General features: G+C 73.7%; 15 protein-coding genes. 14 read left to right on the forward strand and 1 reads right to left on the reverse strand.

The window, feature by feature from the left end; all coding sequences use genetic code 11:
- Positions 1–131: 131 nt before the first annotated feature.
- The 12 genes from ACQP2P_RS09670 (at position 132) to ACQP2P_RS09725 (ending at position 13252) form a co-directional block, all read left to right on the forward strand.
- Positions 132–896, forward strand: coding sequence for a crotonase/enoyl-CoA hydratase family protein (locus ACQP2P_RS09670; protein WP_433614816.1), 765 nt, complete (start codon positions 132–134; stop codon positions 894–896).
- A gap of 5 nt (positions 897–901) precedes the next feature.
- The gene (locus ACQP2P_RS09675; RefSeq protein ID WP_433614817.1) at positions 902–1819 is read left to right on the forward strand and encodes a threonine/serine dehydratase; all 918 of its coding nucleotides are present in this window, start codon (positions 902–904) and stop codon (positions 1817–1819) included.
- Positions 1806–2354 carry a QsdR family transcriptional regulator gene (locus ACQP2P_RS09680; RefSeq protein ID WP_433614819.1) on the forward strand — a complete coding sequence of 183 codons (549 nt, stop codon included), beginning with the start codon at positions 1806–1808 and terminating at the stop codon, positions 2352–2354. Before ACQP2P_RS09675 ends, ACQP2P_RS09680 begins: the two co-directional genes overlap by 14 nt.
- On the forward strand, positions 2354–3586 hold the full coding sequence (locus tag ACQP2P_RS09685) for an FAD-dependent oxidoreductase (protein ID WP_433614821.1): 1233 nt from the start codon (positions 2354–2356) through the stop codon (positions 3584–3586). The genes ACQP2P_RS09680 and ACQP2P_RS09685 overlap by 1 nt, the downstream gene beginning before the upstream one ends.
- Positions 3587–3780: 194 nt before the next feature.
- Entirely contained in the window at positions 3781–4467 is a 687-nt protein-coding gene (locus ACQP2P_RS09690) for a response regulator transcription factor (protein WP_223102380.1), read from the forward strand.
- A 38-nt stretch (positions 4468–4505) separates the two neighbouring features.
- The gene (locus tag ACQP2P_RS09695; protein ID WP_433614823.1) at positions 4506–5903 is read left to right on the forward strand and encodes a sensor histidine kinase; all 1398 of its coding nucleotides are present in this window, start codon (positions 4506–4508) and stop codon (positions 5901–5903) included.
- A 251-nt stretch (positions 5904–6154) separates the two neighbouring features.
- Entirely contained in the window at positions 6155–8212 is a 2058-nt protein-coding gene (locus ACQP2P_RS09700; RefSeq protein ID WP_433614825.1) for an RICIN domain-containing protein, read from the forward strand.
- Positions 8209–8832, forward strand: a complete 624-nt coding sequence (locus ACQP2P_RS09705) for a hypothetical protein (protein ID WP_433614826.1) — start codon at positions 8209–8211, stop codon at positions 8830–8832. The genes ACQP2P_RS09700 and ACQP2P_RS09705 overlap by 4 nt, the downstream gene beginning before the upstream one ends.
- A gap of 802 nt (positions 8833–9634) precedes the next feature.
- Positions 9635–9883: a hypothetical protein gene (locus tag ACQP2P_RS09710; RefSeq protein ID WP_433614828.1), complete on the forward strand. Its 249-nt coding sequence runs from the start codon at positions 9635–9637 to the stop codon at positions 9881–9883.
- A gap of 209 nt (positions 9884–10092) precedes the next feature.
- A complete protein-coding gene (locus ACQP2P_RS09715; RefSeq protein ID WP_433614830.1) occupies positions 10093–11148 on the forward strand; it encodes a LacI family DNA-binding transcriptional regulator in 1056 nt (351 codons plus the stop codon).
- Between the two features lie 427 nt (positions 11149–11575).
- Positions 11576–12406 carry a hypothetical protein gene (locus ACQP2P_RS09720; protein ID WP_433614832.1) on the forward strand — a complete coding sequence of 277 codons (831 nt, stop codon included), beginning with the start codon at positions 11576–11578 and terminating at the stop codon, positions 12404–12406.
- Positions 12407–12526: 120 nt separating this feature from the next.
- Complete coding sequence (locus ACQP2P_RS09725; RefSeq protein ID WP_433614834.1) at positions 12527–13252, forward strand: isocitrate lyase/PEP mutase family protein; 726 nt, start codon at positions 12527–12529, stop codon at positions 13250–13252.
- 69 nt (positions 13253–13321) lie between these two features.
- Here the strand turns inward: ACQP2P_RS09725 and ACQP2P_RS09730 are convergent, their stop codons facing one another.
- The gene (locus ACQP2P_RS09730; protein WP_433619073.1) at positions 13322–14344 is read right to left on the reverse strand and encodes a LacI family DNA-binding transcriptional regulator; all 1023 of its coding nucleotides are present in this window, start codon (positions 14342–14344) and stop codon (positions 13322–13324) included.
- An 82-nt stretch (positions 14345–14426) separates the two neighbouring features.
- Between ACQP2P_RS09730 and ACQP2P_RS09735 the strand changes: the two genes are divergently transcribed.
- Together ACQP2P_RS09735 and ACQP2P_RS09740 are read left to right on the forward strand one after the other, a co-directional pair.
- The gene (locus ACQP2P_RS09735; protein ID WP_433614836.1) at positions 14427–15116 is read left to right on the forward strand and encodes a cupin domain-containing protein; all 690 of its coding nucleotides are present in this window, start codon (positions 14427–14429) and stop codon (positions 15114–15116) included.
- 9 nt (positions 15117–15125) lie between these two features.
- The gene (locus ACQP2P_RS09740) at positions 15126–16277 is read left to right on the forward strand and encodes a Gfo/Idh/MocA family protein (protein WP_433614838.1); all 1152 of its coding nucleotides are present in this window, start codon (positions 15126–15128) and stop codon (positions 16275–16277) included.
- Positions 16278–16445: the final 168 nt, after the last annotated feature.

Consider the following 16445-nt stretch of genomic DNA (forward strand, 5'->3'; position numbering starts at 1 on the left):
CCTGCCCTGATCCACCTGCCCTGCGCCCCGCGCCCGCGCGGCGAGGCGCCGGCAGGTGCGGATCGCCGGGCGCGAGCCCGCGGAGCGGCCCGGGGGCACCGCGCGGGGGCCGGGTCGAGCACACTGGCCGCATGAGCGTGAGCGTGGAGCACCGCGACCGGGTGCTGACGGTGATCCTGGACCGGCCGCAGACCCGCAACGCCGTGGACCGGGCGACCGCGGAGGCCCTCGCGGCGGCCTTCCGCGACTTCGACGCCGACCCGGGCGCGGACGTGGCGGTGCTGTGGGGTGCCGGTGGCACCTTCTGCTCCGGCGCCGACCTCAAGGCGGTCGCGGCGGGGGAGGGCAACCGGGTCGAGCCGGACGGCGACGGGCCGCTGGGGCCGACCCGGATGCGGCTGTCCAAGCCGGTGATCGCGGCGGTGTCCGGGCACGCGGTCGCCGGCGGCCTGGAGCTGGCCGTCTGGTGCGATCTGCGGGTCGTGGAGGAGGACGCGATCTTCGGGGTGTACTGCCGGCGCTGGGGCGTCCCGCTCATCGACGGCGGCACGGTGCGGCTGCCGCGGCTCATCGGCACCGGGCGGGCGCTCGACCTGATCCTGACCGGGCGGTCCGTCGACGCCGCGGAGGCGCTGCGCATCGGCCTGGCCGACCGGGTGGTGCCGACCGGGACCGCGCGCGAGGCCGCGGAGGCGCTCGCCGCCGGGCTCGCCGCGCTGCCGCAGGAGTGCCTGCGCAACGACCGGCGCTCGCTGTACGACTCCATCGGCCGCAGCGTCGAGGAGGGTCTGGCCATCGAGCACCGGCTCGGGGTCGCCTCCCTGGGCAGTGGCGCATTGCACGGCGCGGCCCGCTTCGCCGCGGGCGAGGGGCGCGGTGGCGCGGCGTTAGGGTGATCACCGTGGTGAACAGGGATGACGTCGAGGTGGCGGCGCGGCGGATCGGCTCCTACGTCCGGCCCACGCCGTCGTACGAGGTGCGCCCGGGCCTGTGGTTCAAGCTCGAGCTGCTGCAGCACAGCGGGTCGTTCAAGGCGCGCGGCGCGTTCAACCGCCTCCTGGCCGCCCGTGAGGAGGGCACGCTGCCCGGGTCCGGGGTGGTCGTCGCGTCCGGCGGCAACGCGGGGCTCGGCGTCGCCTTCGCCGCGGCGGCGCTCGGGGTGCCCGCGGAGGTCTTCGTCCCGGTGACCGCGCCCGCGCCGAAGGTGGCGCGGCTGCGCGAGCTCGGGGCGCGGGTGCGGGAGCACGGGCGCGAGTACGCGGAGGCGTACGCGGCCTCGCAGCTGCGGGCCGCCGAGACCGGGGCGCTGCTCGTGCACGCCTACGACCAGCCCGAGGTCGTCGCCGGGCAGGGCACCGTGGGCCTGGAGCTGCCGCCGGCCGACACGGTGCTCGTGGCGGTGGGCGGGGGCGGGCTCGTCGCCGGGATCGCGGCCGCGGTCGGCGACCGGGCGCGGGTCGTGGCCGTGGAGCCGGAAGGGGCGCCGACCCTGCACGCGGCGCTGGCGGCGGGGGCGCCGGTGGACGTCGCCGTCGGCAGCGTGGCCGGCGACTCCCTCGGGGCTCGCCGGGCGGGCACGATCGCGTTCGATCTGGCCGTACGCCACCAGGTCGGCAGCGTCCTGGTGTCCGACGCGGCGATCGTCGAGGCCCGCCGCCGGCTGTGGCACGAGCACCGCCTCGCCGTCGAGCACGGGGCCGCCACCGCGCTCGCCGGGCTGGACCGCCTCGACGGCGCCGGCACCGTCGTGGTGGTGCTGTGCGGGGCGAACACCGACCCGGCGACCCTGTACGCCGAGCCGGCCCATGCCGCCGGATGAGGTCTTCGACGCGGCGCTGAAGCGGTTCCTCGCCCAGCAGCGCGTCGACATGCGCCAGCTCGCCGCCGAGCTCGGCATCGGCCGGGCCACGCTCTACCGGCGCGCGGGCGGGCGCGACCAGGTGCTCGGGCACGTGCTGTGGTACCTCACCGACCGCAACCTCGACCGGGCGGTGCGGGCGGCCGAGGGGCTGCGCGGCCCCGAGCGGGTCGTCGGGGTGATCGGCCACTTCCTGCACTCGGTGCAGGACCAGCCGAGCCTGCGCCACTTCCTGGCCACCGAGCCGGAGGCGGCGCTGCGCATCCTGACCTCCAAGCGCGGGATCGTGCAGGGCCGCGTGGTCGACCACCTCGAGCAGCTCATGCACGAGGAGATCGCGGCCGGGGCGTTCGCGCCGCGCCTGGACGCCCGCACGCTCGCGTTTGTGATCGTGCGGATCGGGGAGTCGTTCCTCTACGCGGACGCCATCGCGGACGGCGAGCCGGACGTCGAACAGGCACTGGAGATCATCGGGCGGTTGCTGGAAGGATCCTGATGCTGCTCAAGGCGGACGTCTGTGTGGTCGGCGGCGGGCCCGCCGGGCTGATGCTGGCGCTGCTGCTCGGCCGGCAGGGCATCGACACCGTCGTGCTGGAGAAGCACGCGACGTTCCTGCGCGACTTCCGCGGCGACACCGTGCACCCCTCGACGCTCGGGCTGATGGACGAGCTCGGTCTCGGCGAGCAGCTCGCGCGGCTGCCGCACCGGATCGTGCGCCGGCTGCGGATCACCTACGACGAGGGCACGTTCCACCCGGTCGACTTCGAGCGGCTGCGCGTCGCGCACCCGTACGTGATGATGCTGCCCCAGTGGGACCTGCTCGAGCTGCTCGCGGCGCACGGCGACTTCGCGCTGCACCGCCGCTGCGAGGTGCTCGGGGTGATCCGGCGGGAGCGCCGGGTGGTCGGCGTGACGGCGCGCTCGCCGCAGGGCCCCGTCGAGGTCTCGGCGCCGCTGACGGTCGCCTGCGACGGGCGCCGTTCGACGGTACGCCGGGCGCTCGCCCTGCGCTCGAAGGACTTCGGCGCCCCGATCGACGTGCTGTGGTTCCGGCTCCCGCGCGAGCCCGGCGACCCCGACGGCCTGGCCGGGCGGGCCGGCGACGGGCGGTTCTTCATCGGCATCGACCGCGGCGACTCCTGGCAGCTCGGCTGGGTGGTGCCCAAGGGTGGCGACGAGCGCATCCGCGCCGCCGGGCTGGACGCGTTCCGGGCCGGGATCGCCGCCTCGGTGCCGTATCTGGCCGGGCGCGTCGGGCAGCTGCGCGGCTGGGACCAGGTGAGCACCCTGACCGTGCGCGTCGACCGCCTGCGCCGCTGGCACGTCCCGGGCGCCCTGCTCATCGGCGACGCCGCGCACGCGATGTCCCCGGTCGGCGGGGTCGGCATCAACCTCGCGATCCAGGACGCGGTCGCCGCGGCCCGCGTCATCGCCGCCGCGTTCGCCCGGGGCCGCCCGCCCACGCAACGGCAGCTGGCCGCGGTGCAGCGCCGCCGCGCCCTGCCGACGGCGGGGACGCAGCTCGTGCAGCGGGTGCTGCAGCGGGCCGTGCTGTCGCCCGCGGTGACCGGCCACCCGGTCCGGCCGCCGCTCGCCGTGCGCCTGCTGGACCGCTACCCGCGCCTGCGCACCGTCCCGGCCCGCGTGATCGGCGTCGGCCTGCGCCCCGAGCACATCGGCGGCGCGGCCGCCGGAAGGTGCCGGACGGTTGAGCGCTCGGAAGGGTGACCAGCCGCGGACCTGGCAGCGACGGCGCGCCAGCGCCGAGCGGTGTCTGGCGGGAGCGACGGTCCGCACCACCGCGGACCCGAGTCATGTCCTGGCGCGCCTCACCGCGCCGCCGGACGGCATAAATTAGTACATGTCGGATTCGTCCATCGACCGCCCGGGCTGCCGCTGGACACAGGCAGTACCGTCTTCGCATGGCCACGGTGCTGCTGGTTGAGGACGACCATGTCGTGCGGGGTGCCCTGCTGCGTTCCCTGACCGACCGGGGTCATACGGTGCACGCGGTCGGCACCGCGCTGGAGGCGCTGCGCCGCTTCGCCGCCGAGACCCCCGACCTGGTCGTGCTCGACCTCGGCCTGCCCGACCTGGACGGCGCGGACGCGCTGCGCATGCTGCGCGGCATCGCGGACACGCCCATCATCATCGCCACCGCCCGCGACGACGAGGCGGAGATCGTCCGGCTGCTCAAGGCGGGCGCCGACGACTACATGATCAAGCCGTTCACCTCGGCCCACCTCGACGCCCGGATGACCTCCGTGCTGCGCCGCACGGGACGGGCGAGTCGCGAGGAGCCGACCGCCATCGAGGTGGGAGGCTTGCGGGTGGACATCGGCCAGCGCCAGGCCTACCTGCACGGCGAGCCGCTGACCCTGACCCGCAAGGAGTTCGACCTGCTGGCGTACCTCGCCGCCCGGCCCGGCCGGGTGGTCTCACGCCGTGAGCTGTTGGAGGAGGTATGGCGGCAACCCTCAGTGGGCGAGGACCAGACGATCGACGTGCATCTGTACTGGCTACGCCGGAAACTTGGCGAGAGCGCGTCAGCGCCCAGATACCTGCACACCGTGCGGGGCGTGGGCTTCAGGTTCAGCGCCCCGGACTGAGGCGGACCCTCGCCTACGTCTCCGCGGCGGTCACCGCGATGGTGGCCCTCGCGTTCCTGATCCCGCTGGGTCTCGTCGTGCAGCAGCTCGCCCGCGAGCGGGCGCTCGCCGACGCCGAACGCCAGACCGCCGTGGTCGTGGCGGTCCTCACCGTGACCACGGACCCGCTGAGCATCGAGCGGGCCATCGCCAGCACGGGCGGGCCGGCGGTCACGCGCGTCTCCGTGCACAACCTCGGCGAGGCCGGCGCGGAGATCGGCACGGGCCACGCCGCGGGCGGCGACCTGACCCGCGCCGCCGACGCCGCCGCGCCGGTGGTCGCCGAGGTGCCGGGCGGGCTGTCGTACCTCGAGCCGGTCGATCTCGGCGCCGGCCGCACGACCGTGGTCGAGGTCTTCATCCCGGAGTCCGAGCTGTCCAACGGCGTCGCCGGGGCCTGGTGGGCGCTCGGCGCCGTCGCCCTGGGCCTCATCGTCGCCTCCGTCTGGGTCGCCGACCGCCTCGCCTCGAAGATCATCGCCTCGGCCCGGCAGCTGGCCGGGGCGGCCGGGGCGCTCAGCGAGGGCTACCTCGACGTGCGCATCGACCCGCAGGGCCCCCGCGAGCTGGCCGACGCCAGCTTCGCGCTCAACGTCATGGCCGACCGGATCATGGCGCTGCTGTCCAACGAGCGCGAGCTCGTCGCCGACCTCTCGCACCGCCTGCGCACCCCGCTGACCGCGCTGCGCCTCGACGCCGAGACCCTCGACGACTCCCAGGACGCCGAGCGCATCCGCGACGCCATCGCCGCCCTCGAGGTCGAGGTCGACAAGCTCATCCGGGCCATGCGCGAGCCCATCGACGCGCACTCGCCCACCCCCGACCGCGGCGAGCGGGCCGACGGGGCCGCGGCCTCGACCGGCGAGGAGGGCTGCGACGTCGCCGAGGTCGTGCGGGACCGGATGAAGTTCTGGTCCGCGGTCGCCGGCGACCAGGAGCGCGAGTGCAAGGCGACCGGCACCGACGCCCCCGCCCCCGTGACCGTGCCCAAGAGCGAGCTGGCCGCGGCGCTGGACGCGCTCATCGGCAACGTGATCCGCTACACCCCGCAGGGCGTGCCGTTCGAGGTGGCGGTGACGCGGCGGGAGGACGGCTACGTTGTGCTGCGCGTCGAGGACGGCGGGCCCGGCATCCCCGACCCGGAGCTGGCGATGCAGCGCGGCGAGAGCCAGCAGGGATCGACCGGCCTCGGGCTGGACATCGTGCGGCGGGTCGCCGTGGCCGGCAACGGCACCGTGAACATCGGCACCAGCAGCACCCTCGGCGGGGCCAGCGTGGTGATCGTCATGACCGACGCGGATCCGGCCCCCCAGGAGGCCCCGCCGCCGTCGCGCTGGCTGGTCGGACGCTCGTCGAAGGAGCCCAACGAGCGGCTGTTCCGTCGCCGTCAGTCATAAGGCAAAGTGGCGTACATATCGCCGGGACAAGTCTGACTTAGAACTTTCTTAACTGTGGCGTTCCAGGTGGAATGCCCGCGTGCCACCTGGCTAATGTCAGCGCGTTCCCACGTGGACGCCCGGCTCTCACCCGCCTTGCCACCCTCGAAGGCCGGCGTCCCTCGCGCGGCGGGGATCGGTACCTCTGCCCTGTGCCGATCCTTGCCGCGCGCCTCTTTCCCCTCCCGTTTCCCCTCCCGGAGGAACCGAGCGTGCAAGCGCGACCCGAGAAGTCCCGCCGCCATCTGCGCAGAGTGCTCACGACCGCCGCGGTCGTGGTGCTCGGTGCCGGCGCGGCCATCGCCGGACCCGGCGCCTTCCAGTCCCTGTTCCACGAGCATGGACGCGGCGACCACCCGACCGCGATCTCCCAGGTCCCGGCCGACAACCCGGAGCAGGGGCTGATCTACCAGGGCCTCACGCCCGCCAAGAAGGGCGAGCCCTGCGTCGGCGGCTACGCGCTCACCGAGCGCGACCAGTGCAGCCACGGCCCGGACGTCCCGCCGACCGGCCTCAGCGTGCACACCCAGGTCAAGGCGGTCGCGGCCGTGACGCAGGAGGACGTCCCGGCGTCCGACACCGCCGCCGCGCCCCAGGAGCAGACGGTGCTCGCCGACGAGCACGCCGCCGAGGGCTCCGAGGGCGGCTTCGCGGTCGTCCCGGACGCGGTGGCCGCCGACGGCAGCGCCGCGGTGAGCGTCGGCGCGAGCGGCGTGGTCTGCGACGGCGACGGCGTGACCGGCAAGCGCGTGCAGGTCCTCTACGTGCGCGACGCGAGCACCAAGAGCCGCTTCGCCGAGTACCTCGAGTCCTTCCGCACCTGGTCGGCCGGCATCGAGACGATCTACAACGCCAGCGCCCAGGAGACCGGCGGCGAGCGCCACGTGCGCTTCGTGACCACGGCCGACTGCAAGGTCGACGTGCGCGAGGTCGAGCTGGCCAACGGCGGCATGGCGACCTTCGACGCCACGATCAACGGGCTGAAGGCGCTGGGCTACAACCGCACCGACCGCAAGTACGTGATCTTCGGCGACGCGAACGTCTACTGCGGCATCGGCACCTTCGCCGGTGACACGCAGCCGGGCGCGAACAACCGCAGCAACGGCGGCCCGGGGTACGGCCGCAGCGACAACGGCTGCTGGGCGGCCAGCGTCGCCGCGCACGAGCTGGGCCACAACCTCGGCGCCGTGAACAACAACGCGCCGAACTCCAGCAAGGCCGGTCACTGCCTCGATGAGTACGACATCATGTGCTACAACGACTCGGGCGGCCTCAAGACGAGCGTCAAGTGCGCCGACAAGAAGCACGACGACCGGCTCGACTGCAACCACGACGACTACTACAACACCAACCCGAGCCCGGGCAGCTATCTGGCGAACAACTGGAACGTGGCCAACAACCAGTTCCTGATCGCCGGCAACGGCGGCGGCACCACCAACCCGACGCCGACGCCGACGCCGACCAAGACGTCCGCCTCACCCTCGCCGTCGAAGACGACGTCCTCGCCGACGCCCACGCCGTCGAAGACCACCGCGTCGCCGACGCCCACGCCGACGAGGACCGCCGGCCCGACGCCCACGCCGACCAGGACGTCGACCGGCGGCCTGAAGGAGCTGCGGACCAGTGCGCTCGACACGACCTCTGTTCGGCTGTCCTTCGACCCGGCCGGCAGCGGCGCCCGGTACGCCGTCCTGGTCGGCGGCCGGGTCATCGGCCGCACCACCGCGACCAACGTCCGGATCGTCGGCCTGCGCGCCGACACCGACTACCAGATCGGGATTTCGCTCGCGCAGGGCAACGCCCTGACCCCGTACACGAAGACCGTGACGGTGCACACCGCCGCGGCCGCCGCGCCGGCCGCGGGGGCGTGGATGGTGTTCGGCAACAGCCTGACCGGCGGGGTCGTCGACCTCTTCGGCGCCCGGCGCGCCGCGGGAACGCCCGTCATCCTGTACCGCCAGCACGGCGGCGCGAACCAGCAGTGGAAGCTCGAGGCGGCCGGCGACCGGTTCATCGTCCGCTCGAAGGCGACCGACGAGTGCCTGAGCACCGCGGGTGACAAGGACGCGGCGGGCGCCACGATCGTGCAGACCGACTGCGCGAACGCGCTCAAGTGGACGGTCACCAAGACCGAGTCCGGCGTCGCCCTCACCTCGCCGTCCGGCCTGGTGGTCGGCGTGAGCGGCAACCAGTTCTTCGGCAGCCGCCTGCTGGTGCTGCAGAAGGCTTCCGGCGCGAAGTACCAGAGCTGGGTGCCGCAGCAGGCATGACGCACCCGACGTTCGACCGTCCCGGCCCGGCGCCCGTGTGGCGCCGGGCCGCGGCGTGCCTGGTGGCGACCGTGATCGCGGTCGCCGTCGCCGTCTTCGGGTTCGCCGGGGACGCCGACGCGCACGGGGGAGTCGTGCTCACGCTGCACGGCGACGGCCGCGGCTCGGTCTGGGTCACGTCCGTCTGGCAGGACGGCCACCCGGTCACGGAGCCGATCGGCATGACGATGCTCGCGACGTCCAGCACGGGCGAGCGGGTCGGGCCGGTGCCGCTCAAGCGGAACGGGGACGCGGTGACGTACAGCGGCACCCTGGCCCCCGGCGCGTGGACGATCGTGGCGGACATGGGCACGCCGGCGATCGGGCGGTGCGAGGGGGTCCTGCACGTGGCCGAGGCGGCCGCGACTGCGACACCGGACGAGAAGACGTGCGAGCCGCCCCCGTCGTCGGCCTCGCCGGCGCCGGCGCCTGCTTCGACGTCGTTCACCTGGGTCTGGTACCTGCTGGGCGTGGTCGTCGTCGCCGGCGCCCTCGGGTTCGTCTTCTTCCGCCCGTCGAAGGCTGCTCCTGCGAAGAGGCCCGCGAAGAAGCCTGCCAAGCCGCGTTCCCGAGGTCGCTGAGCCGCCCTTTTTTCGCTTCCCTCTTTGCTGCTTCTCTCTGGTCCTTCTTCCCGGCTCCGGGCTCCGGGCTCCGGGCTCCGGGCTCCGGGCTCCGGGCTCCGGGCTCCGGGCTCCGGGCTCCGGGCTCCGGGCTCCGGGCTCCGGGCTCCGGGCTCCGGGCTCCGGGCTCCGGGCTCCGGGCTCCGGGCTCCGGGCTCCGGGCTCCGGGCTCCGGGCTCCGGGCTCCGGGCTCCGGGCTCCGGGCTCCCGGCTCCGGGCTCCCGGCTCCGGGCTCCCGGCTCCGGGCTCCCGGCTCCGGGCTCCGGGCTCCCGGCTCCGGGCTCCCGGCTCCGGGCTCCCGGCTCCGGGCTCCCGGCTCCCGGCTCCGGGCTCCCGGCTCCGGGCTCCCGGCTCCGGGCTCCCGGCTCCGGGCTCCGGGCTCCCGGCTCCGGGCTCCCGGCTCCCGGCTCCCGGCTCCGGGCTCGCGCGCGGCTCGCGCGCGGCTCGCGGCTCGATTCGCGCGCGGCTCCCGGCTCGCGCGCGGCTCTCGGCGCGCGGCTTGCGGCTCGTGGCTTCCGGCTCGCGGCTCTTTTCCTCGTCCGCTTTGCTGCGTTCTTTCGCTTTGGCGGTTTTTTCGGCTTGTGCTTGGCTCCTCGCGTTGCTCCGTTGCTCCGTTGCTCCGTTGCTCCGCTTCGGGTGCGGCTCCTCCGCGTTGTCAGCCATCCATCGTCGCTTTACCGATATGGACTTGACCGGTACAGGGACGTGCGTCTACTGTACCGGTATAGTCAATGTTTACCGGTACAGACGAGGGAGATCTGCCATGAGCACGTTCCCGTTCGCGATGGTCGTGTCCCAGTCCGCGCTCGCGGAGGAGTTCGGCGGCTCGTGGAACGGCGAGGCGTTCGAGTACGCCAGCGCCCTGCCCAACGCCCCCGTCGTATCGGGCCACGACGCACCGGCTCGCCCGCCCCGCGCCTACCGCACGCGCATCGCCCTGGCCGCCACGCTGCGCAAGGCCGCCGAGGCCGTCGCCCCCGCCCCGGCGGTCCGCTCCCACCCGGCCAGATAACGCCCCCGCGCGCTGCGCTCACCACCAAGCGTCCGTTCCTGCCGCCTCCACGGCGAGTCCCCGTCCATCCGAGCGATCAGGCCTGCGCGTTGCGACCCGATCCGCCCGGGTGGCGGGACGGCGGCCCGGCCCCGGCGGTGGGTTCCCGCACGGCGGGTTAAGGTCTGCGGGGAGGCATCGACGACATGGGAGGCGCTGCGGTGGGAAGGGTGACCCTGCAGACGATCGCCGACCGGGTCGGCGTGAGCCGGATGACGGTCTCCAACGCGTTCTCCCGTCCGGACCAGCTGTCCCCGACGCTGCGCGACCGGATCCTGGCGGTCGCGGACGAGCTCGGCTACGTCGGCCCCGACCCGGCCGCGAGGGCCCTGGCCAAGGGCACCACCGGCGCCGTGGGCATCCTGCTGACCGACTCGCTCAGCGCGGCCTTCAGCGACGAGGTGGCGACCACGTTCCTCGGCGCCATCGCCGACGAGCTGGCCCCGACCGGCCTGGGCCTGACCCTGCTGACCACCACCGCCGCCGGCAACGTCATCCCGGCGCGGGACGTGGCCATGGACGGCGCCCTGGTGTACTCCTGCGACCCCGAGAACACCGGCGTCGAGTGGCTGATGCGCCGCAAGATGCCGCTCGTCTTCATCGACCAGGTGCCCGCCGAGGGCGTCCCCGCCGTCAACGTGGCCGACCGCGCGGGCGCCCGGGCCGCGGCCCAGCACCTGGTCGACCTGGGCCACCGCCGGGTGGGCATCGTGACCGCCGGCATCCGCGGCCGCCACGGCCTGATGGGTCCGGACGCGACGGACGACATCATCGACGGCTTCGTGGCCGGCCAGCGCCTGACGGGCTGGCTGGACGCCCTGACCCCGGCCGGCATCACCCCGCCCATAGCCCGCCAGGCCCACGGCGACCCCGACTCGGGCTACCGGGCCGCGCGCATGTTGCTGGACGCCCCGGAACCCCCCACCGCCGTGCTCTGTTTCTCCGACGCTCTGGCCCAGGGCGTCATGGAGGCCGCGGTGGACGCGGGTCTTTCGGTGCCGGACGACCTCTCGGTCGTCGGCTTCGACGACAGCCCGGCCGCGGCCCGGATGCGCCCGCCCCTGACCACGGTCCGCCAGGACATCCACGCGAAGGGCCACGCCGCGGCGGCCGCCCTGACGAGGGCCATCGAGGCCGGCCGCACCGGCGACCCGGCCCCGGCCGAGCACCTGTGCCTCCCGGCCCACCTGATCGTCCGCTCGAGCACCGCCCCTCCGCGCACGTAACGCCCTCGCGCACCACTTCGCCACGCCGTGGCGAACCAGGAGGGACGGCGTCATCACCCCCTGACCGCGACCGAGGGCATCCGCAAGATCGTCTCGGGCGGTCCAGCACCATGCCGGACGACAGCAGCACCACGTGCCCCCACTCGGCGAAGAAGCGCGCCCGGGCGGTGCCCGACGCCGTTGCTGACTGGCTGAGCACCCGGGTCGTCTGGCCTGGGGGCCGTCACCATCCGGAGGTGACGGTTTGCGTCGCTGCTCTTTGCCCCCAAACCGTGCGTCTTCCGTCTGAGTCTGGCTGGGGCTTGCCGTCATCCGGAGCTGACGGTTTTTGTCGCTGCTCTTCTCCCCCTACCGTGTGTCCTCCCTCTGCGTCAGCGGGGCAATGGTTCGGCCACCTCCGAACCATTACGGACCTAGCTTTGGGGACATGCTCACCTTCCCGGTTCCGGAGCCGGACCCCACTCCCACCGGCATCGGCTGGCTCCGCTCGACCGTCAGCCGCTTCGCCAACGGCGCCGTCCACGCCCGCCGCCGCGCGATCGTCGAGGACCTTCTCGCGGGCATCGACCCCGCTGAGCTGAGCCGCCCCTACGACGAGCACCCGGTCGCACGCCTCGCACGGGCGCTTGGGTTCACGGGGACTGCCGAGGATCTGCGGGTCGAGGGAGTCGGGGGAGCGGCCGGGGAGCCGCGGGTCGGGGGAGTTGGGGGAGCCGCCGAGGACCCGCGGGTCGAGGGGGTTGGGGGAGCCGCCGAGGACCCGCGGGTCGAGGGGGTTGGGGGAGCCGCCGAGGAGCCCCGGGTTGGTGGAGTCGGGAGAGCCGCCAAGGGGCCGCGGGTCGGGGGAGCCGCCACGGACCTGCGTGGCGAGGGGACGGCAGCGGGCGTACGGATCGAGGGCATCGTCGAGGACGTGCGGATCGCGGCGGCCGCCTACCAAACCGGGGACACCGCGGCCGACGAGGCCGTCGAGCGGCTGGTCGCGGCGTTCGGCGGCGCGCACGGCGAACGGACCGCCGCGCGCATCCAACTACTCGTCCAGGCGTGCGACGCGACGGCAACGCTGATCGAACGCGCAAGGACCCGCCCGGTGGACGAGGTGCTGCGCGACGACCCTCCGGTGCTCGCCACCCGGCGGGTCGCCCCGGACGGCTCGATCGTCGCGGTACCCCTGGCCGGGCGCCCGTTCGGCGAAGGACCCCGAGCCTGTCCCGGCCGGGAGCACGCCCTCGCCCTCGTGGAAGGGGCACTGCGATGACCAGACCTGGACGGCGTTGACGGCCGTTGCGCGAATGGGCACTCGTGGGTGGCGCATCGTGGGGAGTTGGGTCCGGGTTCGGCGGGTGTGCGGATGCGCAGTTGTGGAAGGAGCTTTGCGATGCGTGACGGATTCCGGGAGTTGCACGTGCCTGGCCGGCCGCTCGTGCTGCCCAACGTCTGGGACGTGGCCGGGGCTCGGATGCTGGCCGCGGCCGGGTTCGCCGCGGTCGGCACGACGAGCCTCGGCGTCGCCGCGAGCATCGGGCTTGCCGACGGCGAGGACGCGAGCGTCGACGAGACGCTGCGGCTGGTGGGGCGGCTGGCGTCGCTGCCGTTGTACGTCACGGCCGACATCGAGCGCGGTTCCGTCGCCGCGGCCGTGGCCGCCGCGGAGGCGGGGGCCGCGGGGGTGAACATCGAGGACGCGTACGGGGACGCGGACGAACACGCGGCGCTCGTCCGGGCCGTGAAAGCCGCGGCGCCCGCGCTGTTCGTCAATGCGCGAACCGACACCCACTGGCTGCGGGGCGGGGACGTGGACGAGGCGATTCGGCGTGTTCGTCTGTACCGGGACGCGGGGGCCGACGGCGTCTTCGTGCCCGGCGTGACCGACCCGCGCGACATCGAGCGGCTGGCCGCGGCGGTCGACGCGCCGCTGAACGTGCTCGTGATGCCGTCCGGGCCGTCCGTCCGTGAGCTCGCCGCGCTCGGGGTCGCGCGGGTCAGCACCGGCTCGTTGCTCTTCCGGGCCGCGCTCGCGGCGGTGGCGGAGACTGCTTCGGCGGTACGGCTGCATGAACCGCTGCGCGCGGACCTTCCGTCCTATCAGGACATCAACGGCTGAGCACTGTTGTCGCTGGCGGTGGGGCGAGGCATTGGCGGTACACCTCAAGGAACCGTGGCGCGAGAACCTTCAGGACGTCAGCGGTTGTGTGCTGTCGCGGCGGATCAAGGTCGCCTCGGCCGGCTCGATGCGCGGAGCGTCGATGTCGTGGGCCTCGTCGAGGGCCATCGACATCGCGCGGGCGCCCATCTCGGCCAGCGGCAGGCGCACCGTGGTCAGGGCCGGCGTCACGTCGCGGGCGATCGGCATGTCGTCGAAGCCGACCAGGGAGATCTGGTCGGGCACCGCGATGCCCCGCGCGCGCAGCGTGCTCAGGGCACCCACCGCCATCTGGTCGTTCAGCGCCACGACCGCGGTCAGGTCGGGGTTGGCGTCGAGCAGGGCCGCCACCGCCTCGGCGCCGCCGTCTCGGTCGAAGCCGGCGTACGCCACGCGCCGCGCCGGCAGCGTCCGGCCCAGCTCGCGGGCCGCGCGGCGCAATCCGGCCAGGCGGTCCGTGGTCGTGGTGAGCACCTTCGGGCCCGCGATGACCCCGACGCGGCGGTGGCCGGAGCCGAACAGCTCGCAGCCGGCCAGGTAGCCGCCCTCCTCGTTGGCCGGCATGACCGCGTCGCCGGGCAGCTCGTGGCGGCCGATCACACTCACGCGCCCGCCAGTGCGCGTATACGCGGCGAGCTTCGCCTTCAGGGCCTTGGTGAAGGCGGCGTCGTGGTACCCGGAGCCGGCGAGGACGATCGCCGCCACCTGCTGGGCGCGCAGCAGCTCGACGTATTCGAGCTCGCGGGCCGGGTCGCGGTAGCTGTTGCAGATGATGCTCAGCCGGCCGTGGGCCGTGGCCACCTGCTGCAGGCCGCGGGTGATCTCGGCGAAGTACGGGTCGGAGACGTCGTGCACGATCACGCCGACGGCGGTGCGCTGTGCGCGAGCGAGCAGCTGGGCGTGCGCGTTCGGCACGTACTGCAGCTCGTCGACGGCCCGCAGCACCCGGGCCCGCAGCTCGTCGGTGACCAGCTTGGTGCTGCCGCTGATGATCCGGGAAGCGGTGGCCGGTGACACGCCCGCGCGGCGAGCAACATCGGCGAGCGTCGCCATCATGGTCTCCTTTGCGCATTGACCCGCGATCAGCGTACCGGCTAGCCTCAGGAAAGCGGTTTCCTGCATCCGGGGGTTACACATGAGTTCGCAAATGCCGGGCGCGATCGGCGTGTCGCGGTTGTCGGTGTATGACACCACCGCCCCCGACGGACTGCACGGTGGCACGCCGCACATGCATCTGACGTGCTCCGAGGGGTACGTCGTGATCGCCGGCGAGGGGCGGGTGCAGACGCTGTCGGGCGAGGGCTACCGCGAGACCCCGCTGCGGGCCGGAACCGTCGCCTGGTTCCGGCCGGGCACCATCCACCGGCTCGTCAACGACGGCGGGCTGCAGCTCGTGGTGCTCATGCAGAACAGCGGCCTGCCCGAGGCCGGCGACGCGGTGCTGACGTTCCCCGCGCACATCCTCGGCGACCCGGACGAGTATCGCGCCGCGGCGACGCTGCCGGGCGGCGCCGACCTTTCGCCCGCGTACCGGCGGCGCGACCTGGCCGTGACCGGCTTCCTGGCGATGCGCGCGGGCGGCCCCGAGGCGTTCACCGAGTTCTGCCGCGCCGCCGCCGGCCTGGTCGCCCCGCGCCTCGGCGAGTGGCGCAAGCGCTGGCAGAGCGGCGCGCTGGAGACCGCGCTCGAGACCGGCCGGCAGCTCGACGCGCTCGAGCGGTCGGACATCGCCCATCTCGCCGAGGGCGGCATCGAGGTGCTGCCCGGACCGACCGAGTCGGGCAAGCACGGCATGTGCGGCCTGCTCCAGACCTACATCCCCTGAAGGAGACCCGTGAACCGCGTTCCGATCGGCATCGTCCTCAACGGCGTGACCGGCCGCATGGGGTACCGCCAGCACCTCGTCCGCTCGCTGCTGGCCATCCGGGAGGAGGGCGGCCTGCCCGCCGGCGACGGCCGGCGCATCTGGCCGGAGCCGATCCTCGTCGGTCGCAACGAGGCCAAGCTGCAGGAGATCGCCGAGCGGCACGGCTTGAGCGAATGGACAACCGACCTTGACGCCGCCTTGCACCGCGACGACGTGCAGATCTACTTCGACGCGCAGGTGACCCAGCAGCGCGAGAAGGCCATCCGCGCGGCGATCGAGGCCGGCAGGCACGTCTACACCGAGAAGCCGCTCGCCGAGGACACCGCGGCCGCCGTCGACCTGTGCCGCGCCGCGCGCGCTGCGGGCGTCAAACACGGCGTGGTACAGGACAAGCTCTTCCTGCCTGGTCTGCGCAAGCTTGCACGACTCGTCGAGGGCGGCTTCTTCGGCCGCATCCTGTCGGTCCGGGGCGAGTTCGGCTACTGGGTCTTCGAGGGCGACTGGCAGGCGGCGCAGCGTCCGTCGTGGAACTACCGGTCGGCCGACGGTGGCGGGATCGTCGTGGACATGTTCCCGCATTGGCAGTACGTGCTGGAGCGCATCTTCGCCCCCGTCCGCTCGGTGCAGGCGACGATCGCGACCCACATCCCGTCGCGCGTCGACGAGTCCGGCGCCGCGTACGAGGCGACGGCGGACGATGCGGCCTACGGCACGTTCGAGCTCGAGGGTGGCGCGATCGCGCAGATCAACTCGTCGTGGGCCGTGCGCGTGTACCGCGACGAGCTCGTCGAGTTCCAGGTGGACGGCACCCACGGCAGCGCGGTCGCCGGGCTGCGGGAGTGCCACATCCAGCACCGCGGGTCGACGCCGAAGCCGGTGTGGAACCCGGATCTGCCGGCTACTGAGCGTTTTCGTTCGCAGTGGCAGCAGGTGCCGGACAACGAGGTGTTCGACAACGGGTTCAAGGTGCAGTGGGAGCTGTTCCTGCGCCACGTGGTCGAGGACGCGGCGTTCCCGTGGGACTTCGCAGCCGGCGCGCGGGGCGTCCAGCTGGCCGAACTGGGCCTGGAGTCCGCCCGAACCGGCCGGCGCATCGAGATCCCCGCTCTCGACCTGTAGCCGCACTCGCCCGCGTTCGCGCGTCCGGCCACGCCCGTTCAGGTTCGCACGCTCGGTTTCGCACGTTCGCGGGCATGTTCGGGTTTGCACGTTCGCGTCCGTTCGGGTTGCACATTCGCCGGCCCGTTCGGGTTTGCACACTCGCGGGACCCGTTCGGGTTCGCACGT

It is taken from the genome of Dactylosporangium sp. CA-139114 (assembly GCF_050955725.1).
Taxonomy (GTDB): domain Bacteria; phylum Actinomycetota; class Actinomycetes; order Mycobacteriales; family Micromonosporaceae; genus Dactylosporangium.

What these genes read in the sequence shown, in the direction of transcription:
- ACQP2P_RS09695 (WP_433614823.1), top strand. Translation starts at nt 4,506, where the DNA reads ATGGTGGCCCTCGCGTTCCTGATCCCGCTGGGTCTCGTCGTGCAGCAG.
- ACQP2P_RS09735 (WP_433614836.1), top strand. Translation starts at nt 14,427, where the DNA reads ATGAGTTCGCAAATGCCGGGCGCGATCGGCGTGTCGCGGTTGTCGGTG.
- ACQP2P_RS09725 (WP_433614834.1), top strand. Translation starts at nt 12,527, where the DNA reads ATGCGTGACGGATTCCGGGAGTTGCACGTGCCTGGCCGGCCGCTCGTG.
- ACQP2P_RS09705 (WP_433614826.1), top strand. Translation starts at nt 8,209, where the DNA reads ATGACGCACCCGACGTTCGACCGTCCCGGCCCGGCGCCCGTGTGGCGC.
- ACQP2P_RS09690 (WP_223102380.1), top strand. Translation starts at nt 3,781, where the DNA reads ATGGCCACGGTGCTGCTGGTTGAGGACGACCATGTCGTGCGGGGTGCC.
- ACQP2P_RS09685 (WP_433614821.1), top strand. Translation starts at nt 2,354, where the DNA reads ATGCTGCTCAAGGCGGACGTCTGTGTGGTCGGCGGCGGGCCCGCCGGG.
- ACQP2P_RS09670 (WP_433614816.1), top strand. Translation starts at nt 132, where the DNA reads ATGAGCGTGAGCGTGGAGCACCGCGACCGGGTGCTGACGGTGATCCTG.
- ACQP2P_RS09730 (WP_433619073.1), bottom strand. Translation starts at nt 14,344, where the DNA reads ATGGCGACGCTCGCCGATGTTGCTCGCCGCGCGGGCGTGTCACCGGCC.
- ACQP2P_RS09710 (WP_433614828.1), top strand. Translation starts at nt 9,635, where the DNA reads ATGAGCACGTTCCCGTTCGCGATGGTCGTGTCCCAGTCCGCGCTCGCG.
- ACQP2P_RS09720 (WP_433614832.1), top strand. Translation starts at nt 11,576, where the DNA reads ATGCTCACCTTCCCGGTTCCGGAGCCGGACCCCACTCCCACCGGCATC.
- ACQP2P_RS09680 (WP_433614819.1), top strand. Translation starts at nt 1,806, where the DNA reads ATGCCGCCGGATGAGGTCTTCGACGCGGCGCTGAAGCGGTTCCTCGCC.